22 protein-coding genes are annotated in these 24956 nt (G+C 54.1%); 7 read left to right on the top strand and 15 right to left on the bottom strand.

What is annotated here, in order from left to right; genetic code table 11:
* Window positions 1-155: 155 nt before the first annotated feature.
* Window positions 156-1928: an S-layer homology domain-containing protein gene (locus E1757_RS12985; RefSeq protein WP_133228662.1), complete on the bottom strand. Its 1773-nt coding sequence runs from the start codon at window positions 1926-1928 to the stop codon at window positions 156-158.
* 367 nt (window positions 1929-2295) lie between these two features.
* Between E1757_RS12985 and E1757_RS12980 the strand changes: the two genes are divergently transcribed.
* Window positions 2296-3912 carry an FAD-dependent oxidoreductase gene (locus E1757_RS12980; RefSeq protein ID WP_133228658.1) on the top strand — a complete coding sequence of 539 codons (1617 nt, stop codon included), beginning with the start codon at window positions 2296-2298 and terminating at the stop codon, window positions 3910-3912.
* Between the two features lie 251 nt (window positions 3913-4163).
* Complete coding sequence (gene rsgA / locus E1757_RS12975) at window positions 4164-5228, top strand: ribosome small subunit-dependent GTPase A (RefSeq protein ID WP_133228655.1); 1065 nt, start codon at window positions 4164-4166, stop codon at window positions 5226-5228.
* Window positions 5229-5330: 102 nt separating this feature from the next.
* On the opposite strand, the gene E1757_RS12970 is transcribed toward rsgA, so the two are convergent.
* The 3 genes from E1757_RS12970 to E1757_RS12960 all read right to left on the bottom strand — a co-directional run bounded on the left by E1757_RS12970 (window position 5331) and on the right by E1757_RS12960 (window position 8275).
* Complete coding sequence (locus E1757_RS12970; protein WP_133228651.1) at window positions 5331-5876, bottom strand: hypothetical protein; 546 nt, start codon at window positions 5874-5876, stop codon at window positions 5331-5333.
* A gap of 95 nt (window positions 5877-5971) precedes the next feature.
* On the bottom strand, window positions 5972-7411 hold the full coding sequence (locus E1757_RS12965) for a DEAD/DEAH box helicase (RefSeq protein ID WP_133228647.1): 1440 nt from the start codon (window positions 7409-7411) through the stop codon (window positions 5972-5974).
* A 54-nt stretch (window positions 7412-7465) separates the two neighbouring features.
* Complete coding sequence (locus E1757_RS12960; RefSeq protein WP_133228644.1) at window positions 7466-8275, bottom strand: alpha/beta hydrolase family protein; 810 nt, start codon at window positions 8273-8275, stop codon at window positions 7466-7468.
* Window positions 8276-8412: 137 nt separating this feature from the next.
* On the opposite strand from E1757_RS12960, the gene E1757_RS12955 reads away from it, so the two are divergent.
* Window positions 8413-8688: a DUF2573 family protein gene (locus E1757_RS12955; RefSeq protein WP_133228641.1), complete on the top strand. Its 276-nt coding sequence runs from the start codon at window positions 8413-8415 to the stop codon at window positions 8686-8688.
* A 136-nt stretch (window positions 8689-8824) separates the two neighbouring features.
* Here E1757_RS12955 and E1757_RS12950 read toward each other — a convergent pair whose 3' ends face one another.
* From E1757_RS12950 to E1757_RS12915, 8 genes are all read right to left on the bottom strand, one after another.
* Window positions 8825-9601, bottom strand: a complete 777-nt coding sequence (locus tag E1757_RS12950) for an SDR family NAD(P)-dependent oxidoreductase (RefSeq protein ID WP_133228638.1) — start codon at window positions 9599-9601, stop codon at window positions 8825-8827.
* 206 nt (window positions 9602-9807) lie between these two features.
* Complete coding sequence (locus E1757_RS12945) at window positions 9808-10266, bottom strand: chemotaxis protein CheX (protein WP_133229096.1); 459 nt, start codon at window positions 10264-10266, stop codon at window positions 9808-9810.
* Window positions 10267-10426: 160 nt separating this feature from the next.
* Window positions 10427-11224 carry an ABC transporter permease gene (locus E1757_RS12940; protein ID WP_133228635.1) on the bottom strand — a complete coding sequence of 266 codons (798 nt, stop codon included), beginning with the start codon at window positions 11222-11224 and terminating at the stop codon, window positions 10427-10429.
* Between the two features lie 149 nt (window positions 11225-11373).
* Entirely contained in the window at window positions 11374-12267 is an 894-nt protein-coding gene (locus tag E1757_RS12935) for an ABC transporter permease (protein ID WP_246079174.1), read from the bottom strand.
* Window positions 12264-13277, bottom strand: coding sequence for an ABC transporter ATP-binding protein (locus tag E1757_RS12930; protein WP_133228632.1), 1014 nt, complete (start codon window positions 13275-13277; stop codon window positions 12264-12266). The genes E1757_RS12935 and E1757_RS12930 overlap by 4 nt, the downstream gene beginning before the upstream one ends.
* 244 nt (window positions 13278-13521) lie before the next feature.
* Window positions 13522-13983: a zinc ribbon domain-containing protein gene (locus E1757_RS12925; protein ID WP_133228628.1), complete on the bottom strand. Its 462-nt coding sequence runs from the start codon at window positions 13981-13983 to the stop codon at window positions 13522-13524.
* A gap of 174 nt (window positions 13984-14157) precedes the next feature.
* Entirely contained in the window at window positions 14158-14994 is an 837-nt protein-coding gene (locus E1757_RS12920) for an HAD family hydrolase (RefSeq protein WP_133228625.1), read from the bottom strand.
* Between the two features lie 115 nt (window positions 14995-15109).
* Complete coding sequence (locus E1757_RS12915; protein WP_133228621.1) at window positions 15110-15601, bottom strand: cysteine dioxygenase; 492 nt, start codon at window positions 15599-15601, stop codon at window positions 15110-15112.
* Between the two features lie 272 nt (window positions 15602-15873).
* On the opposite strand from E1757_RS12915, the gene E1757_RS12910 reads away from it, so the two are divergent.
* The 3 genes from E1757_RS12910 (at window position 15874) to E1757_RS12900 (ending at window position 18731) form a co-directional block, all read left to right on the top strand.
* Window positions 15874-16665, top strand: coding sequence for an HAD-IIA family hydrolase (locus tag E1757_RS12910; RefSeq protein ID WP_133228618.1), 792 nt, complete (start codon window positions 15874-15876; stop codon window positions 16663-16665).
* A gap of 349 nt (window positions 16666-17014) precedes the next feature.
* Window positions 17015-17917 (top strand): LysR family transcriptional regulator, encoded by a 903-nt coding sequence (locus tag E1757_RS12905; RefSeq protein ID WP_133228615.1) that lies wholly within the window; start codon window positions 17015-17017, stop codon window positions 17915-17917.
* 7 nt (window positions 17918-17924) lie between these two features.
* The gene (locus E1757_RS12900) at window positions 17925-18731 is read left to right on the top strand and encodes a histidinol-phosphatase (RefSeq protein ID WP_133228611.1); all 807 of its coding nucleotides are present in this window, start codon (window positions 17925-17927) and stop codon (window positions 18729-18731) included.
* Between the two features lie 610 nt (window positions 18732-19341).
* Here the strand turns inward: E1757_RS12900 and E1757_RS12890 are convergent.
* Together E1757_RS12890 and glpK are read right to left on the bottom strand one after the other, a co-directional pair.
* Window positions 19342-20271: a S66 peptidase family protein gene (locus E1757_RS12890; protein WP_133228604.1), complete on the bottom strand. Its 930-nt coding sequence runs from the start codon at window positions 20269-20271 to the stop codon at window positions 19342-19344.
* 261 nt (window positions 20272-20532) lie between these two features.
* On the bottom strand, window positions 20533-22017 hold the full coding sequence (gene glpK, locus E1757_RS12885) for a glycerol kinase GlpK (protein ID WP_133228601.1): 1485 nt from the start codon (window positions 22015-22017) through the stop codon (window positions 20533-20535).
* 271 nt (window positions 22018-22288) lie between these two features.
* Between glpK and E1757_RS12880 the strand changes: the two genes are divergently transcribed.
* On the top strand, window positions 22289-23962 hold the full coding sequence (locus tag E1757_RS12880; protein ID WP_133228599.1) for a glycerol-3-phosphate dehydrogenase/oxidase: 1674 nt from the start codon (window positions 22289-22291) through the stop codon (window positions 23960-23962).
* A gap of 248 nt (window positions 23963-24210) precedes the next feature.
* On the opposite strand, the gene E1757_RS12875 is transcribed toward E1757_RS12880, so the two are convergent.
* Window positions 24211-24786, bottom strand: coding sequence for a glycerol-3-phosphate responsive antiterminator (locus E1757_RS12875; protein WP_133228596.1), 576 nt, complete (start codon window positions 24784-24786; stop codon window positions 24211-24213).
* Window positions 24787-24956: the final 170 nt, after the last annotated feature.

Genomic DNA, 24956 nt, shown 5'->3' with positions numbered 1-24956 from the left:
TCAAGTAATTTTTCTTATTATACACCTACTTGCACGGCTGTCCACACATTTTTCAACCGCAAAAAAAAAGAACAGCCCATCCGTCAAGCGGGGGCTTGAGGCGGAAGGGCTGCTCCTGTCATGATCCAAACTTCACTAGCTTATATGCAAGGATCTTATTTAATTACGACCGTATTTACTTTGTCGTCATTGCTGTTGATTCTAAGCTCAACCTGACCGCCGACTCTCAATTGGGAACGGTCGCCCTGGATTGTGCCTGTGGAAGTGGCGTACAAGAATGCGACATTCGAAACGGTATCTACGTACACATTGTTTTGAACTGTTCCGTCATCCAGTGTTCTGTTGATGGAAATTCTGTAAATATCGCCGTTGGAATACGTATCGATGCTGTTATACGTACCGTTGATCGAGTAAGTGGATTGAACGCCGTTAGTGACGATCAATACTTTGGCCTTGCCGCCGACCATTGTAATCCGTACTTGATCGCCTGCTCTAAGCTCCGACGCCGCCACGTTCACTCCATTGCGTTCGATCGACGGATTCGAAGCCAGCTCGACATTGTAAGTGCGGTTGTCCTTCGTTACCGATAGCACATTGTTATTTACAGCCGAATTAATGCTGGCCGTAAAGATACCGTTTTGCGGCAGCTGGTTGTCTGTAGTAGCGTTGGTCACGATCACTCTGCTGACTTTACCGTTCGAAGTCGTTACGCTTGCTTGATCGCCCACCCGAAGTGCGGATGCGGACACCGAAACACCACCACGTTCGAAATAAGCGTTCGACGCGATTTCAACATTGTAAGTGCGGCCGTCTTTTGTCAACGAAATCCAGTTGTTGTTGTTTACAACCGAATTGACGGTAGCTGTAAACGTTGAATTTTGCGGCAGTTGGTTGTTATTTGTACCGCTGCCGGTCGCTTCGATATAAATCGCCTGATTGTTGGCGACACTTACGCGGACTTTATCGCCTGCTCTAAGCTCGGATGCGTTTACTCTATAGCCGTTGCGGATAATGTAGACGTCCGACGCCAGCTCAATGCTGTAGGTTTGACCGTCTTCAGTCAACGTCAATGTATTGTTGCTGACACTCGCATTCAAAGTACCGTTGAAATCGGTATCGTTCGGCAGACTGACGCCGGTACGATCCAGCAATTTAGCCATTTCTGCACGCGTTACCGGTTGATTTGGACGGAATGTATTGTCTTCGTAGCCATCAATCAGGTTTTGTTCGATTGCAACCGCCACATAGCCTACGGAGCCCGCAGGGATTTTGTCGGCATCCTTGAAGGTCAGTTTCGTGCTCATTTTGGCTTTGGCTTCATCCTGTTTTTTCAACGCTTTTACAAGCAGCGTCGTTGCCCAGAGACGATCCGCTTCCTTATCCGGCTGCACTTTATCGTCCGATTCCGAGAACAGGTCATTTTTCAGCGCCACAGCAACGTAACCTTTTGCCCAATCTTTTACTTTATCGGCGTCCTTGAAATTCAGGTTCGTATGCTTCGCCTCGGCGGATTCCGCTTCGTCGCGCAAGCCCATCAGGCGGACGGCCGCAGCGATCGCGTCAATGCGGGAAATCGTTTTGCGCGGTTGGAACGTTCCGTCCTCATAGCCCTCGAAGACCCGCTTGGAAGCAAGGCTCGCAATGTAGCGCGCAGCCCATTCGACGTCTCCGCCCTTAACATCGTCAAAGGACAATCTGATTATTAAATTTTTAACGTTCAGGTTGTTGACGTAGATGTCTTTGTCGCTGCTGTTATTATTTTTATTGTTATTTTTTCCGTTATTACCGTTATTTTGAAAAGCTTTTTTCCATTCACGATCGTTCTTGTTATCCTTGCCTTTGCTGTCAGCGAATACTGAAGTGGATCCCCCCATAACCATAGCCAGAGTCAACCCTGTAACGATAGCCTTTTTGAATGAATTATTCATTTAATTTTCTCCTTTTTTTGCAGGTGAAGTGTACAGCCGTTGAAAACTGGCGCCTCCGAAAGCTCAAGGCATGACAAACATGCCCTGCCGTTTGCCGACAGAAATCGTAAGGGCGCGCAGGATGTACGTCTGCCTTCCCTGAATGATATATATAGTAGACTAAAGGCTTGACTAGCTGTAATGAATAGAACCTTCGCGAAGAGTTCCTTGGATTTACTAAAGCTTTCGCCGCCCTCAAATCGTTTGTGGGGGTCATTTTGATCGGTCTGTTTAAAAATGGTAGACTATCTAGGATAAGTGTCATTTACCATTGGCATCATGGGAACAAGAACATAGCATAACAGCATTCAGGGGGGAAATTAAAACCATGAAACGGAATGGAAAAAAGCTTTCGATCGGCATTGCGGTGTTAGCGCTTGTGGCCTTGGCCGCCCTGTACACCTCGCTGCCCTTCTTCAGCAAAAACAACGCCGGGGATAAACCGTCGGCTGCGCCTGCAGCAGACTCGTCCAAAGAAGCCGATCCTAAAAAAAACGCCGTGCCGCCGGAGCCGCCTATTCCTGCGGAAAAGGTAGATGTGGCCATTTTCGGAAGCGAGCTGGAAGGTCTTTATTTGGCAAGAGCCGCAGCGGATGAAGGCTTGAAGGTTAAGGTTCTTGATCCGCGCGAAGCGTTCGGGGGCCAAGTGCTGCAGGGCGAGATGCTGTTTCTCGACGAAACGAGGGACGAAAAGCATCAACTGCTTGTACAGGGACGGGCCAAAGAGCTGTTCGACGGCTTCCGGAACGGGAAAATCCGCAAGCTGTCGGAGTTCACGCAATATTTTGACAAGCTGAAAAAAGATATCCCTATCGAATCAGGTATTAAAATCGGGGACATTAAGCAGGTTCAAGGCCAATTCGGACCGCATGCGGTAGAATCCGTTACCTATACAGGCAAAGACGGCGCCAAGAAAATGATCAAGGCTGACTATTGGGTCGATAATACCGACTTTGCCGCCCTGCTCAGCAAGCTGCAGTCGAACCGGCTGCCGGGTTTGGAGCAGTTTTACGGCCAAAAAAATATTGAGTACATGAGCGCCGGAATGATGATGAAATTTAAAAATGTCGACTGGGCCAAGTTCAATTCCAGCTTTAACGCACTGACGCCGGAGCAGCGCAGCGCCAAGTACGGCGGCGGTTCTGTCAGCGAAAGCTTCGCCATCGGGTTAAGCGGTATGACGAATAAATATAAGCCGACGAACGACCGGTTGTTTTTGCGCGGGCTTAATGCGGTCAATCAGCGGGACGGCGAGGTGGCGATCAACGCGTTTCTGATTTACACGGTCGATCCGTCCGACGACAAGTCCGTGGCCGAAGCAATGGAGTTGGGCAAAAAAGAACTACCGCTCATATTGAACCATTTCCGTAAAAATATAACGGGCTGGGAGCATGCGGAGCTGAACGGCTTCCCCAACTATTTGTACATTCGGGAATACAACCATTACGAAACGGATTACGTATTGAAGCCTTCCGATATGCTCGGCGCGAAAATGTTCTGGGATAACGTCAGCATTGCCGGATACCCGCTCGATCTGCAGGGCACCAGCGCGAACAAATGGGGCATCGAGATGGGACGTCCGGACAAGTACGGCATGCCGCTGCGCAGCTTTATGCTGAAAAATTACGATAACGTGATCGTAGCCGGTAAAAATGTCGGCTCCTCCGCGATTGCTTACGGCAGCGCCCGAATTCAACCGAACACAAGCCTGGCCGCCGAAACGATCGGCATCATGCTCGGTCAGCTGCAGGGCAAGAAAAAGCTGCGCGAGCTGAAGGAAGCCGATATGCCGGCTCTGAACGGCTATCTGGACAGCAAATATAAAATTAAGCTGACCGGCGTAACCGGCAACAACAAGCTTGCAGGCTGGACTGCCGATGAACTGGCGAAGCTGGACACGGGAGAAATCGTCTATCCTTCTTATGTAAATAAACGGAAAAAGTAATTGTTCGAGGCTTTTGTAGAGCCCTCTGCCCCGCCTTCACGGCGCGCGGAGGGTTGTTTGTCTATCCCTGGAAGTCGCTGCGCTCCCATGCACAAGAATGATCGGTTATAGCGATTTTCACCCTTTTGAAATGCCGCGATTATGTATATACTAGTCGTTATCTATAAGGAACGGAGTGATGTAGGGAATGAGTGTGCCGGCATCCGGAATGAGAATAATTAAGTACAGGTTCATCAATTCGAGGAGGATTCATGGAAAAACAGACAACTTTGGAAACTTACGGCTTTCAGCCGCTTTTTGCCAATCAACCTAACCCGGACAGCCACGATATCGGCCGAATTGCACTGGAGCATAAGCATTTGTACCGCATTTACGCAGAGGACGGCGAATGGCTGGGCGAGCTGTCGGGCAAAAGCCGCTTTGCGGCGATAAGACGGGAAGATTATCCGGCCGTCGGCGATTGGGTATGGATGACCAAGCTGCCGGGAGAACGCAAGGCGGTCATTCACCGGATTTTCGAGCGCAAGAGCAAATTTTCCCGCCAAATTGCCGGAACGACAACGGAGGAGCAGATTGTCGCCACGAACGTGGATCGGGTGTTTCTCATCATGGCATTAAACCTCGATTTCAATGTGCGCCGGCTGGAGCGTTACTTGCTCATGGCCTACGAAAGCGGCGCCGCTCCTGAAATCGTTCTGACGAAAAAAGATCTTTGCGACGATGTGGAGGCCCGGCTGCGCGAGGTCGAGGCCATATCCCTCGGACTGCCTGTATACACCGTCAACAGCTTGGCGGAAGACGGTGTCGAAACGCTCGCGGCCACGCTGCGGCCGGGCGAAACGATTGCGCTGCTCGGCTCCTCCGGCGCGGGCAAGTCGACGCTGCTCAACAGCCTGTACGGCGAACAGCGTCAGAAAACCGGCGGTGTCCGAGAAGGAGACGACCGCGGCAAGCACACGACGACGCATCGCGAGCTCGTCGTTCTGCCCGACGGCGCGATCATCATCGACACGCCGGGAATGCGCGAGCTGCAGCTGTGGGAAGGCAGCGATTCGCTGGGCGCCGCATTCCACGACGTCGAGGAGCTCGCCGCCGAATGCCGCTACAGCGATTGCCGGCACGAGCAGGAGCCCGGCTGCGCCGTCCGCGCCGCGCTGGAGGACGGGACGCTCGGCCGGGAGCGGTATGCCAGCTATGTGAAGCTGCAAAAGGAGCTCGCTTATAACGAGCGCAAAATCGATGCCGGCGCAGCGCGTGCGGAGAAGGAACGGTGGAAGAAGATTCACAAGCAGCTGCGCGGCAACCCAAAGCGGTAGCCGCTAAATAAAGAGCACCCGCTGCAAGGTTTGATTGCCTTGGAACGGGTGCTCTCTTTCGTGATAAAATAATTCGGCGGATCTATCGGTACGAAGTATCGGCTAATGAAGCATGATTCCCAGTTTCAGCCTTACGCCATGCTCCAGAAAGTCAATGCTTTTAACTCCGGCCAGCTTCGGCATATAATCGTTGAGCGGCACTTGAAGCGGCTTCAGCCGGAACCATTCCGATGGAATGCCCGCCTGTCTGATGCGCGTACCGGTATGAACTACCGTCACGTACGGCTCCTGCCAGCTGACGGCAAACATCAGCTCAGCGCCGATTTGCCAGCGCTTTTGGTACAGCAGATTGACATCGGCGATCCACTCGCTGCCGTTCAGCGTAAACCGGGCGCCGGTCACTTCAACCTCGCCGCGGACGGAGCTTTGCTTGGCCAGCGCCTTTTTGAGCAAATTGTTCACCTCGGGCTCCGTCAGCTCAACCTCCAGCTTCCGCGAGGCGATCATGTCCGCCAGCTTGTTTTTGATCGACAGATCCGAGTAATTCAGATCCAAAGTCTGCTGCGGCTGGGCGTATAAATACAGACCTCCGGCCAGCAGCGCTGCCGCCAGCGCAAGCATCAGTAAAAATCTGATCAGCTTCCCCATGCTCCCATGCACGGCTCCTTCCGATAACCCAATAAAGCTCTTTACGTTTTGACTCTTCTCTGCCAAGTCATTGCAAGCCGGACGCCGCTTCCGGATTAGGTCGGCTTATTCCGCTTCTCCTTGAGCCATCGCGGCGCTCCTTTATTTTTACTATCGCGCTTCCGCTCGCGCTCCGACTTCTTCTTAACCGCCGGGGCGGGAGGGTTGGCGGCTTTGCTGACAGGCTTGCCGCCGGTTTCGGCCGGCATGCCTGCGCGCGCTTGCGATGCGGGAGCCTTGGATGGCGCATGCGGCTGCTCTCCCGGCTGACGCATGGCGGCGTCCCCGTCCGCTTTCCCCTTGGGGCGTCTGGAAAGCGCCGGCTTCGCTTGACGCGCTTCCGCAGCGTAGTTTTTGCGTTGGCCCGGCTCGTACACTTTGCCGTAAGCCATTTCTTTTTCCTGAATCGTTACGCCTAGCGTCCTCGAAAATTTGTTCATAATAAATCGTTCTTTAGGCGTAATAATCGAGATTGCCGTCCCCTTTTTCCCCATCCGCCCGGTCCGCCCGACCCGATGCACGTAATGATCCGCATCGATCGGAGGGTCCAGGTTAATGACATGCGTCACATGGGGAATGTCCAATCCCCGCGCAGCGATATCCGTCGCCAGCAGCAGCTGGAACTTTCCGGCGCGGAACGCCTGCATCACTGCGGCCCTGTCCTGCTTGCCGGCATCTCCGTATAAGGCTTCAATCGACAAATTGGCAAACTGCAGCTTGCCGATCACTTCCGCTACATCTTCGATCTCATTAATGAAGACGATGGCGGCAGGCGGGTTGTACAACCGGACGATTCTGCGCAGCATGTCGATCTTGTCCCGCTCCTCGCAAACGAAATACAAATGGTCCAGCGTTTCCGACGTTCGCTGCTGCGGATTCACTTGTACATATACCGGAGCTTGCATCCAGCGGCCAATGACCGCTTCGATCGGTTCGGGCATCGTAGCCGAGAAAAACAGCATTTGACGCTCGCGCTGCATCCCTTTGAAAATCGCCTCGACCTCGTTCATCGAACCGAGCTCGAACACCTGGTCGACCTCGTCCACGATGATGGTTTGCACATAATGCATGCTGAGCTTGCGAAGCTTCAACAGCTCAAGCACGCGTCCCGGCGTGCCGACGATCAGCTGCGGACGCAGCTTCAAGCGGTCAATCTGCCTGCTGATCGCAGCCCCGCCGATTAAAGCCTGCACACGAATGCCGCTCTCCGCCGTGAGAAGCTCCAGCGTCTGAAAGATCTGTACCCCCAGCTCACGGGTAGGTACGAGCACGACAGCTTGTACGTCCTTGGAATCCTTGTCTATTTTATGCAGTAAAGGCAGCGCGTAAGCCAACGTTTTGCCCGAGCCGGTCTGCGACTGCGCCACCACATCTTTGCCTTGTAAAATGATCGGTATCGCTTCCGCCTGAATCGGCGAAGGCGATACGATGTTCATCTCCTGAAGCTTTCGGACGTAAAACTCATCCACCTGTAAAGCCGAAAAACCGCTGTTCATCAAACTCCCCCTTCATAAAAGCATCATACCAATGGCTGTTCCCAACATCAAGGCTTATCCCCTTGCCCCCGAATCCATCCGTTTTCTGGAAATCCAGGCGAACACCGCATCCAGCGCCCGTTCGTCGGCCTCCCTCGGAAACCGGTGGTTCATTCCCTCGTAAAGCTCCATTGTATAATCTTTGCCGGCCTGCTCCAAGCCCAACGCCAGCTTGCGGGCATGGGAGACATCGACCTGGCTGTCGGCTGTTCCGTGCACAATCATGACCGGAACCCGGAGCTCATCCAGCCAATAAACGGGCGAGCGGCTCACGTAGGCCGCCGCCTCCTTGCGCGGGTGGCCGACGACCCGCTTCAGCATGCGGCGCAGGTCCACCCGCTGCTCATAGGTGTCGAACAGGTCGCTGACGCCGCCCCAGACGACAACCGGACCGGCCTGCTCGCACTGCCTGGCCGCCAGCAGCGCCATGATCGCTCCGCGGGAAAAGCCGATCAGCGGCACGGGTCCCGGCTCCACCTCCGGCAGCGATCGCATAAGCGTGATCGCATGGCATACGTCGAACCGGTCCTCGCCGCCGAAGTCCTCCCTGCCTTCGCCGCCTTCGTTGCCGCGGTAAAATGGCGCAAACACCGCGTATCCGCGCTTCGCCATCGACAAGATGCGGCGTTTGCGGACCATGCCCACTTTGCGTATCCCGCCGCGGCAATAGATCACCCCGGGACAGGGCTTCCGCCTATCCGGCACCGCCAAATACCCTTTCACCTTCAACCCTTCGCTCATATAGGTGATCGTATACAGCAAAATGCCTTTATTCGGGCTGCGCATCGCCAGCCGTTCGATCAATGTCCCGTTCGCGGTTTCCATTGCTTATGTCCGCTCCTTTCGCTAATCCGTACCGGCGCATAAGCCGCAGCTTCTGAAGGCATATTTTGACATAACAGCATACGTGCGCTAGACTTACACTCATCTCATCCTATTATGTTCTGAAAGGTGGAGCTTCTATGAATCCCGAATTCGCGAAGGAATTCGACGCCCTGGTCGAAAAATTCGCCGAGCTTCTGACCGGCGACAGCAGCCCTGAAACGGTAGAGAAAATTAAAGTATGGTCGATCTATAACCATATTCACAGAACGATGCCGGCATTGGCGAGTCATTGGAACCAGTCTCATCCGGAAAGCCGGGCCGTTATCCGCGGCTTGTACGAAGAGGTACGCGATTTGAATTTAGCGCTGAAAGCCAAGCACAGTGAGACCGAACAGCCGCCGGAGCAACAATAGCCGCCGCCCACCCGTCCGTCCGTCGGGATTGCGGCGATTTGCCGCATCGGGGATACGACGAAAACTCGAAGGAGGAGCCGGCGGAACTTCGCGTTCCCCGCTCCTCCCGTTTAACCCCGGATCGTCCGTCAACGTCTTACTTTTTATTTATTAGTTTGCCCGCCAATTTATCGAATGTCCGCGGAAATAGCTGAAACAACTTGATCCCCACACCGGCGACGAACGGAAGATCGATCTCCGGAATCCGTTTCCCGATCGCTTTTAATACGACTGTCGCCACCTTCTCCGGCTTCAGCATAAACCATTGAATGTTTTTCACATAATTGCCGGAAGGATCCGCCCGTTCGAAGAAGGGCGTGTCGATCGGACCCGGATTAACCGCCGTGAGCGAAACGCCCGAGCCTGCCAGCTCTTGGCGCAGGCTGTTCGTAAAGCCGAGCACCGCATGCTTGGTCGCCGCATAGCCGCTCGACTTGGCGGAACCGATTTTTCCGGCCATAGACGCAATATTGACAATATGTCCGCTTCCCGCCTTCAGCATATAAGGAAGCACCGCTTTGGTGCACCGCACCGTACCCAAGTAATTGACGTCCATCATGCTTTCGATTTCTTCCAGCGACGCTTCGACGAATGATTCGAATACGCCGTAGCCGGCGTTATTAATCAAAATATCGATACGGCCATAGCGGTCCATCACCTGCTGCATCGTCCGCATGACCTGTTCGGTTGAAGTTACGTCCAGCTTGTACATGCCGTGCGGACGCCCTGCCAGAGCCGCCGCCGCCAGAGACAGCTTATCCTCCGAGCGGGCCATCAATACTGGAACAGCCCCGCGTTCGGAGAGCTGCCGCGCCAGTATCGCGCCGAGCCCGCTCGAAGCCCCGGTAATAACCGCAATTTTTCCGTTCAACATTCGCTACTCCTCCACAACAACTAACAAAGTCCCCCAAAAGTGACGTGAAGCTCCGAAGCCAATTCCTATTACTTTTGGGGGAGCCCCCGGTTATCCACAGAAATTTGCTGCGCATAATTTCCTAAACTCCACAACAACTAAAAAAAGCGGACCGTCCTCTGCAGTTTTGCCAGAAGACCTCCACTTTGTATTGTAGCCGATTTGTCTTATACGATCAAAACCTGAATATCCAGCTCGCCGATTCCTTCCATGATAAGCGGAATGGTCAATGCTTTCTTGGGCAAAAATCCTGCCGAAGTTGCGGAATGCAGCAATTTGGGAGGCGTAATATCGACCCTAACGCCTTGGTTATACAGCATCGTGCTCGCATTGCCGCTGATCATATTGCCGAGCTCGGAAATGGCGCTTCTGCTCATCTCGTCCATTTCGGTAATGACGAATCCGCCCATCATCGCGGACACCATCTTCAACGCAACTTCCTCATGCAGGCCAAATACGATGTCGCCCTGCATTTGTCCGGTCATCCCGATCTGGATCCAAATATATTTTTCTGCGAATTTCACGTCCTTGATTCCAAGCTGCCCGGTCGAAGGTCTAATGTTAGCCACTTGCTCAATGACTATTCTTGCAGACTCCAAAAACGGATTAATATATTCAGCCTTCATAAACGAATCGGTCCTCTCTTCGACAAAATCACACGGATTAGGCACAAACGCTCCCTACATTATACCTAAATATACCAAATAAGTATACTACTTTCGCAGTATTCCGCAACGAATCGACATCTTGCAGCAGCTCCGCAAATGCCGGGAGGTACGTCATCCGCTAGTTCCGCATGCCCATCATATTACCGGAGCTGTACTTTTTCAGCCCGTAATAAAAAAACCACGTCCCGCCCACGGCCAGCGCTGCCGCTACACTTATGGCCTGCGTCAAAAATACCGGCTCCGCCGCGCGCAGCAATCCGATCGGCAAATAGCTGATAAAGCCCGCCGGCAGCACCGTGAACAAAATCAGCTTGCCCCAGCCGGTAAAAATTCCCGTCGGATACGTTGAAAAGGCGAGCAGTCCGTTAAATATTTGCTGGCCCAAGCCTTCGGCATTGCCGATAAAAAACGCGAGCGACTGCACGATGACGACGAAAAACATCAGAATCAGCATGGCGATCAGCAGCGCAAGCGCATATTTCAGCAAGCCTGCAATGGTATGGTTGCCGAACAGGGCATACAAGAGCAGCGAAAATATAACATCGCCGATCGCCGATACCGACATGCGGCTGATCAAAATATGCAGCAGCACCGGCTTCGGCTGGGACAAATAAATGTCCAGCTGTCCGGCCGCAATCAGCGAGCCCAGCCGGTATGCGTTGCCGAATAAAACGGCCGATAAGCCGAAGCCGCCCGCGCTGACCGACCACATCATCACGACGTCCTGGAACGACCAGCCGTTCACCACCTGGAACCGGTTGAAGTAAAGGCCCCAGAACAAAATCCATACCATGTTGTTGATGACCATCATTCCTGCAGTCAGCAGAAAGCTCATGCGGAACTCCATCGAGCCCGCCAAATTCAGCTTCCAGCAGCCCCAGACAAAAGCGGATAATCCTGCTATTTTTCCCCACATTGGCTGTATTCCTCCGATCGCATGACTCCTGAATCATGGCGCAGTTTTCCTGATATCGCTGGCATTCGATAGCTCCCCCCTGCAGATGCAAGCGCTGCGGCATTCGGGATCATTGACTTTGCCGCCCGTCGGGGACGAGACAAGCGCAGCTACCCGCCGTTTACGTTCAGCTTCCTTACGCCTCTCCAATACATCAGTCCGACGACCGCTGCCAACAGTACAACCCACAGCGCCTGCGTCAACAGCATCGGCAGCAGGTGAACATCGTCCCATCTGACCGCCGTTTTCGCCGGAAAATAAAGCACCGTTTGAAACGGCAGCCACCGGCATACATCCTGCAATTGCTGCGGAAACAGCTCGAGCGGCATGAGCATGCCTCCGATCGTGAACAGCATTTTATGATAAACGAACTCCAGGCCGCGCGTCTCCTCCACCCAAAAAGCGCACAGCGCCAGCCCCATATTCAGTAAAAAGTTGATCGTAACGGCGCCGAACGATATGAGCAAAAAACCGGCCCAGCCCCACCCGAATGACGGCCATCCGAACACGGCCACTCCGAGCAAGCCGCCGATGCCGACGTTGACCAGCAGCCGGATGCCGACCTCGCTTGCATACCCGACATAGTGGTAGCCGATATAGTTCAAAGGCCGGGTCAGCTTGTAGCCGACATCGCCGTTCTTCACTTCCTCCTCGATGCGCGTGGATAAGCTGGGGAATGCGGTCGTGAGCGCTTCGGCGAACAAAATATACCAGATCAGCCGCTCGTAGCTGTAGCCTTCAATCAGCGCCGTTCCTTCGCCTTGATAGGTAACGCGCCACAATTGGATGAACACATACATAATCATGATGAGAAAGATCGAGCGGACGATAAAATCAATTACATAGGCGAAATGGTTGCGCAGCGTCACCCGGCCGATGGCGCTATATTTCACCGCTTTTCCCAACACCGAGGCTGCAAGCCTATGCGGCTTGGCGAAACGCCCCTCGGCTTCGACAGCATGCCGGTCTGCCATCCGGCTCTCTCTTTCCGGGAGTACGCTCATGGCCGCTGCCTCGCTTCCTCCCGCCGTACGGCGGAATCTTTGGCATAAATGTGAGTGATGATCTGCTCCATCGGCGGGTCCTCAATCGTCACGTCGACGACACGGTAGTGGCTTACGATGTGAGCCAGCACCTGTTCGATGCCGGCCGTCACCGTTTCGACAGACAGCTCCATCGCGCCTCCCTCCTGCCGCAGCACTTCGACGCCGGGAAAACGAAAGGGCGGACCGGGCTCCTGCAGCTGCAGCCGGATCGTCTTCTCGGTGAGCAGCTCCCGCTTCATCCGTTCCACGCCTTCGTCCAAAATAACCTGGCCGTGATTGATGACGACGGCCCGCTTGCACAGCTGCTCGATATCGCCGGCATCATGCGAGGTCAGGAACACCGTCGTTCCTTCCTCGCTGTTCATCTCGCGGATCAGCTCGCGGATCTTTTGCTTGACGATGACGTCCAGCCCGATGGTCGGTTCGTCGAGAAATACTATTTTCGGCCGGTGCAGCATGGCCGCGGCAATCTCGCAGCGCATCCGCTCGCCGAGCGACAGTTTGCGCACAGGGGTGTGCAAATACGGCTCCAGCTCGAAGCGCCGGATCAGATCGTCGCGGCGGCTGAAATAGTCCGCGCGCTTCAGCTCGTAAATCCGGCTCATCAGCTCGAAGGAGTCGAGCGGCGGGAGATGATACCAGAGCTGCGATTTTTGCCCGAATACGGAGCCGATATGATAAGCCAGCCTGCGGCGCTCCTTCCACGGACACAGACCCAGCACCTCCGCAGCGCCGCCGGACGGATGCAAAATGCCGGTGAGCATTTTGATCGTCGTCGATTTGCCCGCCCCGTTCGGTCCGAGGAACGCCAGCGTCTCTCCCTGTTCCACCGTCAGATCGATCCGGCGGACCGCCGCTTTCTCGCTGAAGCGCGGCTTCAACAGCGACTGCACGCTGCCCATCAGCCCGCTTGCCTTTTGCTTGACTGCGAATGTTTTGCTCAACCCTTCGACCCGTATTGCGTTCATCGATCGCCCTTCTCCTTTCCTCCGCTAAAGCAGAAAAGACCTCGTGCCGTTTCGCCTTGGCAGGCGGAACTTGCTCGAGGTCTTTTATCCCTACGGTGTAACGCGGCCTTCCGGCCGGCGTCCGGCTTCGCTTGGTTCGAACCGGCGCTTTCGCGCCCTCGGATCCCTAGAAGCCCTTCCACTTAATTGTTATATACTACCATGTGCTGTTACCTTTTACAAGAAAAATCTGGAAGTTATCCAGCTACATGGAGATGCCGCAATTAGCGCAATATTTGGCGTCGGGCTCGTTCGACGTCCGGCACACGCGGCAAATCGTCTGTACTACCGCCGCCTCGGCCTCTTCGGCCGGGTCCGGCTGCTCTTCAAAGCGGTAGCCGCAGACCGAGCAAAACTTCACATCGCGGGCAACCACCTTGCCGCAGCGGCATACTTTCTCATGCTTCGCTTCCGTGATCTTCCACTCAATCGCCTGAATATCCTGCTGCAATCCCTGGATATGCGCGAAATAAGCGGCAACGGCCGCTTTCTTCCAATCGCCGGCCGAATGAGCCTGGTAGACCGATTCGCCGATGAGGGCGAACGATTTTTCAATTTCTTTTTCTTTGGACGAAATTTGCGCGCGCAGCCTCGTAATTTCGACCGTTTGCTGCGCTTTTTTGGCAGCATCGGATGCTCCCTGCTTCATTTTCTCAAAAAATGACATCGGACCAGCCCCTTTGCAACGATTCCGGATCGCTCCTGGTATTACATAGTTATGAGCGCAGGGGCCGCAGCATTCATAAAATAACGAGCTCCCTCTCAGCCTGCAGCCGGTTATAGACGGCAAATATGGATTCCGGCGCGCATACTGCCTGTCCGCTGCTTGATCGCTCTAGTTCTAGATGACAGCCGGTTTACGAAGCTTAACCAGCTTGTCAAGAACTGACGCTACCCCGTCATCGTCATTCGATTTCGTAATAAACGCCGCCCTGCTCTTCAAATCCGCAATCGCATTTTCCATTGCGACCGGATAACCGCACAACTCGAAGAGCTCAAGATCGTTGTAGTCATCCCCGAAAACCATTATATGTTCCGGCTGTAATCCTCTGCGCCGCAAAACCGGTCCGAGCGCGGCAGCTTTAGATACGGAAGCGCTCATGATCTGGATCAGCCTTTCTCCGTCTGTCAGCACCAGTTGGACACGACCGGCGAAGTTCCGCGCAAGCTCGGGAAAAATATTCAAATTCGTTTCGTTCGTCAGCAGCAGCTTTTCCGGCTGCAGCCGGCGGATTGCATCCAGGGGCAGCACTGCCGGCAAAGGGGCCCCGTCCGTCAGTCCGAGAATGCCCCTTTGTTCCATGCTCAATGCGGCGTTGCTGTACATCTCACCGTCTGCTTCGAAGGCGACAAGCCGGTTTGGCCATAAGGCCCAAACGGTATCGCAAAGTGCGGCAGTCGTTGCAGAGTCAAGCCGGATATGATCTTCGACACCATAAGCCGAATCGACGGTGTGAGCCCCATTATAGTAAATCAGGCAGCCTAAAGCCAGCAGCTCCGCAGGCAGCAGCAGACGGACCGACCTCGCCGGCCGGGCGGTTGCAATGATCACATGAATGCCGCAATCATAGCAATCCAATACGGCCCGAAGATTGTTTGCGGATACGCGCTTCCCGCTGTTTAACAGTGTGCCGTCCAAATCGAGCACTACCGCCTGAATGGACTCCAAACCGTTCATACCATCCCTCCATCCGAAAATTTTTAACAATACTATCACAGGTCGTTCCACCTGTAAACCGTATCTTTTTCCCGAAATCTAGATGGCATGTAGTTCGGATGGAGCAGCTGGACGGCTAAATTACATAGTCGAGCACCTGCTCATAAGTTCGGTATGTTCTCGTATCGGTCAGACGGGGGGTATAAACATGGAAAGACACCAAGCGCGACGGTCCCGCGTTTCTCATCTGATGAACCTGCCCGCGCGTAGCGAACAGAAACTGCCGTTCCTGCAAGCCGATTTCCCCGCTTTCGCGGGCATAGCCATAATTGTCCAGCCGGTAAACGACGTTCGTCATTCGCCCTTCCAAAATAAACGCGCATCCGGTGGATGCCCCATGGTCGTGGATGAACGTTTGGCTGCCTTGCGGCAAATGGATCAAAATAACCTCGGCATCGTCCGACTGACGCAGCACCGTCCGCCCGTACGGCAAGGAAGAAGGCTCCGCAATATAGGGGGCTACCTTCTCGGGGGTCAATTCCAGCTTTAAAATGATGGCCTTCAATTCATGCGGGGCAGGGTTGTTAACGCTTCGAAACGCTTGCTCAATGGATTCAAGTAGTTTCATGCTGCCGACTCCTCCAGTAACGATTATAAGCGACATGATAAGAAAGCTGCGGATGGAAGTTATTTCGATGAAATTATAAGAAATAGTTATTTATTGTATAAGCTATTCTTATATGTCTTTTCTTACATGTATTCCATAAACCGTCGACAGGTGCCAGTTTCCGAAAAAAAATCAACCGCTGCAGCTCAGCATGATTACGCGTATGCCTTTTTGGCCTTCTTTTTGTTACAATGGAGTTTATGACGAAAAAAGATTAGCAAGGGGGATACGACATGCTCGGATTTTTGCTCGATTTGGACGGAACCTTATATCACGGGGATCGACCGATCCCTTATGCCGCTGAATTTATCGGATGGCTGAAAGCTCAGGGCTTCCCGTATTTATATGTCACGAACAATTCATCCCGCACGCCCGATCAGGTGGCGGATCATTTGCGGAAGGTCGGCATCGCCGCGCTGCCGGAGGAGGTGCTCACTTCTTCCCAGGCCGCCGCACTGTATATGCAGGAGCGGCAGCAGGGCGGCCGCGTCTACGCCATAGGCGAAAACGGTCTGCGGCAGGCGCTGCGTGAAGCCGGCTTTACGATCGTCTGCGAGGATGATGATACGCCTGCATTTGTCGTGCAAGGGATCGACCGCGAATTCAGCTACGGCAAGCTCGCCGCTGCTGTCCGCTATATTCGCGGCGGCGCCGTCTCCGTGCTGACGAACCCGGATCACCTGCTGCCGTGGAACAACGAGCTGCAGCCGGGAGCCGGTTCGATCGCGGCGTCTATCGAGCGGGCGAGCCAGACCGCTCCCGTCGTGATCGGCAAGCCGTCGCCGATCATCATGAACTATGCGATCGCCAAGCTCGGGCTGCCGCGGGAGCAAATCTGGGTGGTCGGCGACAACCTGTCGACCGATATTCAAGGCGGGCAGGCCGCCGGCTGCCGCACGGCGCTAGTGCTGTCTGGCCTCGTGAGCCGGGATACGCTGCAGGAACAGCAGCAGCGCGCCGGCGTCCGGCCGGAGCTCGTGTGCGGCCATCTGATGGAGCTGGCCGCCATGCTTTCAAACACGTAACAGATCGCGGCAGCAAATCCGTTACGGAAAATAATCTGCCCATTCACCGTATATAATAGGTGAATCATGCGGTTGTTAACGATTAAATGGAGACTATCGATTAATTGCGGGGAACAGACTTTGGAGGTGACTTCGAAGCTCAAACTCGCCCTGAAGCCATCCTCCAAGCCCTTATCCCCTTTTAATCGACAGTCTCAAATGTACCGTTAACGGGTTTGCTCCCTCATCGCAAGTGCTTTATAATGGATATTAATGAGAAAATGGATTTATATTTTGTATCAGGCCGATAAATTATATCTATACTTCTGCCTGTTTCGATTGCTCACCCTTTGGGAGAGGAGGGTTCCAGATGAATTTAAACCAGTTGGAAACATTGCTGACGATATCCAAAACAATGAGCTTTCGCAAAGCGGGCGAGCTGCTGAATTTGACCCAGCCTGCCGTATCCGCCCAAATCAAAAGTCTTGAGGACGAGTTCAAGACGGTGCTGATCGACCGCAATCAGCCGGTGACGCTGACCGACAGCGGACGCGTGTTTTTGGAGCATGCGGAACGGGTTCTGCAAACAGTCGAGGATTTAAAGCAGCGGCTTGCCGATTTAAATCAAATTCCGCAGGGCCATATTCATTTGGGGACAACGACGTCGATAGCGATTCAAATTTTGCCGCGGGTGCTGTCCTATTTTCAAAACCAGTTTCCGCTGATCAAAACAACGATCCATTCCATGACCTCGTCGCAAATCATGCAAAGCGTGGAAAACGGGACGATCGACATCGGCATTACGTATTTGTTCGAAAAGCATCCGTCCCTCGAAAGCTCCGTGCTTTACTATGACACCTTCGAGCTGGTGGTCGCGCCGGAGCATCCGTTAAGCCGGTATGCCCATCTGCCGATCGAGAAGCTGCACGACACGCCGCTGATCATGCTGTCTCCGGAAACGGCCGGGCGCCGGTTCGTGGATCAAATTTTCAAGCTGCTGAATGTCGAGCCGCAAATTGTGATGGAATTGTCAAGCAGCGAGGAAGTCAAGCGGATGGTTGAGCTGAATCTCGGGGCGGCTATCATATCCAAACTGTCCATATCCAATGAGCTGCGGATGGGCACCTTAAAGATGGTCAAGGTCAACGAGCTTGAGATCAGTCATCCCGTTGGCGTCGTCTACAAATCCGGACGTTATTTGAGCTCGGCGCTGCATCAATTTTTGCTGGATCTCAAAGGGATGCAGGAAATACAATTTATTGGATCGGAGTGATCTCATCATGAAATTCGACTTGCATACGCACCATGAACGCTGCGGTCATGCGATAGGAACGATACGCGACTACGTTGAAGCCGGCATCCGCCATGGCTTGTCCGTGATCGGAATATCCGATCATTCGCCCTATTTTGCAAGCGATGTGGAGCAGGAGCAGCCGGGTATCGCCATGGCCAAAAGCGAGTTTGCCCGCTACGTGGAGGAAGTCCTCAAGCTGAAGCAGGAATATAACGGCAAAATCGATGTGCTGCTCGGCGTGGAATCGGATTTTTTTCCGGAGCATGCGGACTTGTACAGCAGCATGTACGAGAAATATCCGTTTGACTATATTATCGGCTCCGTTCATTTGTCGGGGGGCGTCAGCATTTTCAATAAAAAGCGGTTCCACGGCTTAAGCGAAAAGGAAAAAATCGTGCACAAGGAACAGTACTACGATCTGATCGGCCAATCCGCGCGCAGCGGCATGTTTCAAATTCTCGGCCATATCGACGCCATGCGCGCCTATTACTCCCCGTTTACCGATATCCCGACGGATGCGGTTGACCGCACGCTGCAAATCATCGGCGAACAGGATATTGCCATCGAAATCAACACGTCCGGCAAAACTAAAGATTGCGGCGGCTGGTACCCGGCCGATGCCATATTGGAACGCGCGCTTCATTACGGGGTGAAGGTCACCTTTGGCTCCGACGCCCACAAGCCGGAACGCGTCGGCGACGATTGGGAGCTGGTTGCCAAGCGGCTGAAAGAGATCGGCTTCAAGGAATGGGTTTATTTCAAGCAGAAGCAGCGTCAATCGGTTGCGTTATAATACAAAACGCCTTGCGGCGTCCTTGGTATAGGATTTACGTTTGAGCGTCGGGAGGGATGGATGTGGGGTTACAGCCGTTGTTGAAGTCGTGTTCCTTCGATTAGATTGGGCAGGGGGAACACGACTTCAAAGACGGCCCGTAAACTTTCCACCCCACTTCCATGCCCTCTTACTGTTCTACTCTTGTGTCTTCTGCTACCTCTTTTTTTATTAACCGGTCTTCGATCCGGTATTCATAACCATGCACACCTTTGTAGTACTCCGGGTACATGGCTCCGCCGCAAGCACATGCGAATTGCGGGGGCACTTCCGGGTCTCCATCATCCATCCTATCGAGGTCCCGGACCACACTAAGCGGTATCTTTTCGCTTTCCGAACACGTTAGTAGGATCAATGGCTTCGGTTTCATGGTCGATCATCCTCTCTAGCACTGCCCTTGTATTCTGGCATGCCGCATACTTTACTACGGCGCCGCCGACCTTAGAGGAAGAGCGCGTTTATCAAGGTTGTACGAAGCAAAGTATAAAATCTTATACTTTCTGGCAACAAAAAAAGCCGGGTGCGGTCTTGTCGATCCACTCGGCTTTTCGTATGGGCCGTACAATCCGGATTACATCCCTATTCCGACCATCGGCTCCAAAACGGTGACCGTAGCGTTATTCGTATTCAAATTGACCATCGCGCCAATCGGAACAGCGGCTTTATAGGTGCCATGCGCCGCGGGAAAATGGGTCAGCAGCGGTTTGCCCAGAGGAACGATGAAATCCGTAATCAGATCTTCATACGTTTTGCCGTACGAAATATGACACCCCGTACATTCGCCCATTACAATACCGATACAATCGTCCAGTTTGCCTGCAAGCTTCAGATGATTGACGAGCCGGTACACTTTATTTACAGGCTCATGGGTTTCCTCGAGAAACAATATTTTGCCGGAGGTATTGATTTCGTATGGAGTGCCTAACGTGTCGACAATGGACGAAATATTGCCTCCGACGATTCGTGCCGTGACATCTCCCGGCACCCGACCGACCATCGACATCCCGGGAGGACTTTGAATAACCTTCGGCGCGACCGTCGTGGAGGTCATCCCGAAAAACTGATCGAAATTGTAAGCGGGAGTCTCCGGCTTGAAATCGATCAGCAGCAGGCTGGATAATGTGATCATATTGGAAAACTGGTACAGCACGTTCAACAAAACGCTGATATCGCTGTAGCCGCTTATAATTTTAGGATTTGCGGCAATCATCCGGTAGTCGAGAAACGGCAAAATCCCCGCAACGCCCACCCCTCCTCTCGTAGGTAAAATCAGCCTGACCTCCGGATTCGCGAACATGTGCATCAAGTCGGCCGCCCTCTGCTCATCCGTTCCGGACAAGTATCCGTTATCCGCGTATACGTAATCGCCCGTAATGACCTGGAACCCCCAGCTTCTTAAAAATGCTATCCGTTGGTCAATTTCGGAGGCGGGAAGCGGACTTCCCAGCGTCACAACACCGATCGTAGCCCCGCGCTGCAACAGTGGCGGATGAATCGCCATAAACATTCCCCCATTCAAAACATCTAATCTATCTATATGCGCAAATTTCCCATACATACGGATTGACTTGACAATTGCGCGGCATGATTTTGACGGTGAAGGAGGAACAGGGATTGCCGGTCTCGTAAAAAAGGCTTAGGCGCAGATGCGTATGGCGAAGCGGACGATACGGAACTCCCGGGATATGACAGCGCCCCCAAGCGGTATCCGAAAGCTGGCGGATTACCGATAAGGGGGCGCGTTCATATGAATCGCTTGTCTTTATCGTCCTAATTGGTATGCAACGGCGCGCTGCCAGCCGGCAGCCGCCTGCCGGCGGTAAGCTTCGTCTTTGAGCGGGGCGAACGAACGGTCATAGCCTTTTAACTGCTCCAGCTCAGACGGATCGTTCCATACGCCGACGGCCAAGCCCGCCAAAAATGCCGCGCCGAGCGCTGTCGTCTCCGTAATTTTCGGCCTTGTGACGGTAACGCCGAGCAGATCAGCCTGAAATTGCATCAAGAAATCGTTTTTCACCGCTCCCCCGTCCACTCTCAGCTCGCGCAAATGAATGCCCGACTCCTCTTCCATCACCTGCAGCACGTCCAGGCTTTGGAACGCGATCGATTCCAGAGCGGCGCGAACAATATGCGCCCGGGTCGTTGCGCGCGTCAGGCCCGTGATCATGCCCCGCGCCTCCGGCTCCCAATACGGCGTACCCAGACCGGTGAAGGCCGGCACGAAATAGACGCCGCCGGTATCGTCGACGGAGGCTGCCGCGGCTTCCGACTCGGCGGCATGGCCGATGATGCCGAGTCCGTCGCGAAGCCACTGCACGACCGTGCCGGCATTGAACACGCTGCCTTCGAGAGCGTAGCTTACTTGGCCCTTCAGCCCCCAGGCAATCGTCGTTATAAGGCCTTTCTCCGATATGACCGGCTTTTCTCCGGTTTGTATCAGCACGAAGCAGCCGGTGCCGTATGTGTTTTTCGCCATCCCTTCGGTAAAGCAGCCTTGTCCGAATAAAGCCGCCTGCTGGTCTCCCGCAGCGCCGGCAATCGGAATGCGGATGCCTGCGCCCAGCAGCGTGGTGTAGCCGTATACCTCGCTGGATGATTTCACCTCCGGCAGCATAGCCTTCGGAATATTGAATTCGCGCAAAATGTCTTCATCCCATTGCACGGTATGAATATTCAACAGCATCGTTCTTGAAGCGTTGGTCACGTCCGTTACATGCTGGCGGCCTTCCGTCAGCTTCCAGATCAGCCAAGAATCGATCGTGCCGAACAGCGCCTCTCCCCGCTCCGCCTTGACGCGGATTTCCGGACTGCTGTCAAGCAGCCATTTCAGCTTCGTGCCTGAGAAATAGGCGTCCAGCACGAGCCCCGTCTTGCTCCGCACGACAGGCTCCCAGCCTTGCTGCTTCAGTTGCTCGCACATGTCGCTCGTTCTGCGGCACTGCCATACAATGGCCGGATGCAGCGGTTTGCCGGTCAGCTTATCCCACACGACGGTCGTTTCCCGCTGATTCGTAATACCGATCGCCGCAATGTCCTCCAATGCGACCGATTGCACCGCTTCGCGGAGCACTTCCAGCTGTACTTGCCAAATTTCTTCGGCGTCATGCTCCACCCAACCCGATTTTGGGAAAAATTGGGTAAATTCCTTTTGCGCCGTACTGACAATACTCCCCCGCGGATCAAAAACTATAGCTCTGCAGCTCGTTGTCCCTTGGTCAATGGCAACTACGTAACGGTTTTGATTCATGGCTTCTCCCCCCTGCCGCCTCACTTTGACAATGCGATACGCTTTCACAGATGCAATCTAACACACTATGTTTTTCACTGTCAACTGTATTGATTAATCCCGGAACGCATGGTATGATCGGATTAATTCACAAGTTAATAGCTTGGTCAGAGATGGAGAGCCGACCGGAACATGCCCTTTGCAAAAGCGAACGGGTTATGTTTACGGTCTTTTTTGGCTTTTGGCTTACAACGAAAATCCATTATGTTGAAAAAAAAGGGTGGGATTCGGTATGGTGGCACGTTTTTCAGGGGAACAGCGCTCCGCGAACTTGAACGCATTGGGACAGCAGCAGTTGGATCTGCTCGTGATCGGCGGAGGCATTACGGGGGCAGGCATCGCGTTGGATGCGCAAAGCCGCGGCATGCAAACCGGATTGATCGAGATGCAGGACTTTGGCGCGGGTACGTCCAGCCGTTCGACCAAGCTGATTCATGGCGGGCTGCGCTACTTAAAGCAGCTGGAGTTCAAGCTGGTCGCCGAGGTCGGCAAGGAACGCGCGATCGTCTATGAAAATGCTCCTCATGTGACGACGCCCGAATGGATGCTGCTGCCGATCATCGAAGGCGGAACTTACGGCAAGCTTGCCACCTCTGTCGGGCTGCTCGTCTACGATCTGCTGGCCGGCGTCCGCCGGCAGGAGCGCAGAATTATGCTGGGCAAGGAGAAAACGTTGCAGATGGAGCCGCTGCTTCGCACCGACAAGCTGAAAGGCGGCGGCTATTACGTCGAATACCGGACGGACGACGCGCGGCTGACGATCGAAACGATGAAAGAGGCGGTGCGCCGCGGCGCCACAGCGGTTAATTACGCCAAAGCCGACAAGCTGCTGTACGAGCAGGAGAAGCTCGCCGGAGTTACGGTCGTCGATCAGTGGAATGGAGAAAGCGTGAACGTGTATGCCAAACGGATCGTCAACGCTGCCGGCCCATGGGTCGATACGATTCGCGAGATCGACGGCTCCAAGCAGGGCAAACGGCTGCATTTGACCAAGGGCGTTCATCTCGTGATCGACGGCGGGCGGTTTCCGCTCAATCAGGCGACTTACTTCGATACGCCGGACGGGCGGATGGTGTTCGCGATTCCGCGCGACGGCAAAACCTACATCGGCACGACCGATACGAACTATGCCGGAGATATCGCCCACCCCCGTATGACCGTGGACGACCGGGACTATATTTTGCGCGCGGCGAATTTTATGTTCCCGACGCTAGATCTCGGTCCGGACGATGTGGAGTCCAGCTGGTCGGGGCTGCGGCCGCTCATCCACGAGGACGGCAAATCGCCCTCCGAGCTGTCGCGCAAGGACGAAATCTTCATCGCCCCGTCCGGCCTCATTACCATTGCCGGCGGCAAGCTGACCGGTTACCGGAAAATGGCCGAACGGATCGTCAATCTGGTCGCCTCGCAGCTGCAGCAGGAAGGCCATGCGGCATTGCCCGGCTGCGCGACGGACAAGATCCGACTCTCCGGCGGCGACGTCGGAGGCTCAGGCGGCTTCGATATGTTCGTCCAAACGAAGATATCCGAGTGTATAAACGCCGGTCTGAGCGAGGCGGATGCCGCAGCGACGGTACGCCGCTACGGCTCCAATACGGACCGCGTGCTGGAGCTGTACCGGGCTCACGGCGAAGAAGCGGCACGTCGCGGCATGCCAGGCGTCTGGTTCGCTTCGCTGCTGTACGGCATCGAGGAGGAAATGGTCGTGTCGCCGCTTGATTTCTTCATCCGCAGAACCGGGTCGCTCTATTTCAACATAGCGGCGGTGCGTCGCTTCAAACAGCCGGTTACGGATTATATGGCGGAGCGATTCGGGTGGAGCGATTCGCAGAAGGCGAGCCAGCTGCAGGCGCTCGACCGCCATATTCGCGATGCGGTCGAACCCGCGGCTGTGGACCCGACATAAAGCAGCCGGTCCGGCCCAAAAAGCCAAAGCTAAACGCCAACCTTCGCGTTTTGCTTTTCTTTTGCTTCAACCAATGCCCTGCTGCTATTTTAAACCCAGTCCTTTCAACCTCATCTTCCGCTGGATGTAACCTCTGTCTTTTGCCCTTGACTGACGGACTTTTCCTGATACTCCTATTTTTACCAAATCGTTTGACCTTGTTCCGATCTTCTCCTGCCTAAGTCATTGCCACTCTAATAGCCGCTGCCTTACTCATTTGCGCTGCCACCGGCTTCATACGGGCTCCAAATGTCACGACGGGAGGTCGTAACGGCAACTGCACCGGCCTGAAGCGCCATCTCCACCTCGTCTACGGTACGGATCAGACCGCCGGCGAGGATCGGGATGCTCAGCTTGCTGTGCATTTCGGCGATAATATGCGGCATGACACCCGGCAGCACCTCGATGTAATCGGGCTGATTTTTCTCCGTCAGCTTGTAGGTCATTTCCAAAGCGGTCGTATCGAGCAAAAAATGCCGCTGAATCGCCAGCAGCCTGTTTTTCTTCGCCGTAGCGATTGCGGTGCTCTTCGTCGAAATAATGCCGGCGGGCCTTATTGTCTGGCATAAAAATTCAATCGCATATTCATCGGTTTTCAGGCCGTGAATGAGATCCGCATGGATAAGCAGCTTCTTCTTATGCGTTCTCGCCAGCTGCGATATGCTCATCAACTGTGAAATATGGCTGTCCAATAAAACCAGATAGGCGAACCGGCTGTTTACCAGCAGCTCCAAATCCCGCATTTTGCGTACGGCCGGCAGTACCTTTTGACCGAAAAAATCCATTCGCGTTTCCTCCCCCGGGCTTTCAGCAGAAAGCCGGCCTCGTAAGCCCAAGCTTGTATCGTCGGTAGTATTATACCTTATTGGCAGCCCAAGTTGAATCGACGGTTCCGGTTGTATTGAATAACAGCATGCAAAAGAACCGTGCTATTACGTGAAACGCAGCGCGCGGT

Source organism: Paenibacillus piri (assembly GCF_004354045.1).
GTDB lineage: Bacteria > Bacillota > Bacilli > Paenibacillales > NBRC-103111 > Paenibacillus_S > Paenibacillus_S piri.
The sequence above is the reverse complement of the archived record's forward strand: the minus strand, read 5'-3'. Positions and strand labels throughout refer to the sequence as shown.

What these genes read in the sequence shown, in the direction of transcription:
- E1757_RS12985 (WP_133228662.1), bottom strand. Translation starts at nt 1,928, where the DNA reads ATGAATAATTCATTCAAAAAGGCTATCGTTACAGGGTTGACTCTGGCT.
- E1757_RS12980 (WP_133228658.1), top strand. Translation starts at nt 2,296, where the DNA reads ATGAAACGGAATGGAAAAAAGCTTTCGATCGGCATTGCGGTGTTAGCG.
- rsgA (WP_133228655.1), top strand. Translation starts at nt 4,164, where the DNA reads ATGGAAAAACAGACAACTTTGGAAACTTACGGCTTTCAGCCGCTTTTT.
- E1757_RS12970 (WP_133228651.1), bottom strand. Translation starts at nt 5,876, where the DNA reads ATGGGGAAGCTGATCAGATTTTTACTGATGCTTGCGCTGGCGGCAGCG.
- E1757_RS12965 (WP_133228647.1), bottom strand. Translation starts at nt 7,411, where the DNA reads ATGAACAGCGGTTTTTCGGCTTTACAGGTGGATGAGTTTTACGTCCGA.
- E1757_RS12960 (WP_133228644.1), bottom strand. Translation starts at nt 8,275, where the DNA reads ATGGAAACCGCGAACGGGACATTGATCGAACGGCTGGCGATGCGCAGC.
- E1757_RS12955 (WP_133228641.1), top strand. Translation starts at nt 8,413, where the DNA reads ATGAATCCCGAATTCGCGAAGGAATTCGACGCCCTGGTCGAAAAATTC.
- E1757_RS12950 (WP_133228638.1), bottom strand. Translation starts at nt 9,601, where the DNA reads ATGTTGAACGGAAAAATTGCGGTTATTACCGGGGCTTCGAGCGGGCTC.
- E1757_RS12945 (WP_133229096.1), bottom strand. Translation starts at nt 10,266, where the DNA reads ATGAAGGCTGAATATATTAATCCGTTTTTGGAGTCTGCAAGAATAGTC.
- E1757_RS12940 (WP_133228635.1), bottom strand. Translation starts at nt 11,224, where the DNA reads ATGTGGGGAAAAATAGCAGGATTATCCGCTTTTGTCTGGGGCTGCTGG.
- E1757_RS12935 (WP_246079174.1), bottom strand. Translation starts at nt 12,267, where the DNA reads ATGAGCGTACTCCCGGAAAGAGAGAGCCGGATGGCAGACCGGCATGCT.
- E1757_RS12930 (WP_133228632.1), bottom strand. Translation starts at nt 13,277, where the DNA reads ATGAACGCAATACGGGTCGAAGGGTTGAGCAAAACATTCGCAGTCAAG.
- E1757_RS12925 (WP_133228628.1), bottom strand. Translation starts at nt 13,983, where the DNA reads ATGTCATTTTTTGAGAAAATGAAGCAGGGAGCATCCGATGCTGCCAAA.
- E1757_RS12920 (WP_133228625.1), bottom strand. Translation starts at nt 14,994, where the DNA reads ATGAACGGTTTGGAGTCCATTCAGGCGGTAGTGCTCGATTTGGACGGC.
- E1757_RS12915 (WP_133228621.1), bottom strand. Translation starts at nt 15,601, where the DNA reads ATGAAACTACTTGAATCCATTGAGCAAGCGTTTCGAAGCGTTAACAAC.
- E1757_RS12910 (WP_133228618.1), top strand. Translation starts at nt 15,874, where the DNA reads ATGCTCGGATTTTTGCTCGATTTGGACGGAACCTTATATCACGGGGAT.
- E1757_RS12905 (WP_133228615.1), top strand. Translation starts at nt 17,015, where the DNA reads ATGAATTTAAACCAGTTGGAAACATTGCTGACGATATCCAAAACAATG.
- E1757_RS12900 (WP_133228611.1), top strand. Translation starts at nt 17,925, where the DNA reads ATGAAATTCGACTTGCATACGCACCATGAACGCTGCGGTCATGCGATA.
- E1757_RS12890 (WP_133228604.1), bottom strand. Translation starts at nt 20,271, where the DNA reads ATGGCGATTCATCCGCCACTGTTGCAGCGCGGGGCTACGATCGGTGTT.
- glpK (WP_133228601.1), bottom strand. Translation starts at nt 22,017, where the DNA reads ATGAATCAAAACCGTTACGTAGTTGCCATTGACCAAGGGACAACGAGC.
- E1757_RS12880 (WP_133228599.1), top strand. Translation starts at nt 22,289, where the DNA reads ATGGTGGCACGTTTTTCAGGGGAACAGCGCTCCGCGAACTTGAACGCA.
- E1757_RS12875 (WP_133228596.1), bottom strand. Translation starts at nt 24,786, where the DNA reads ATGGATTTTTTCGGTCAAAAGGTACTGCCGGCCGTACGCAAAATGCGG.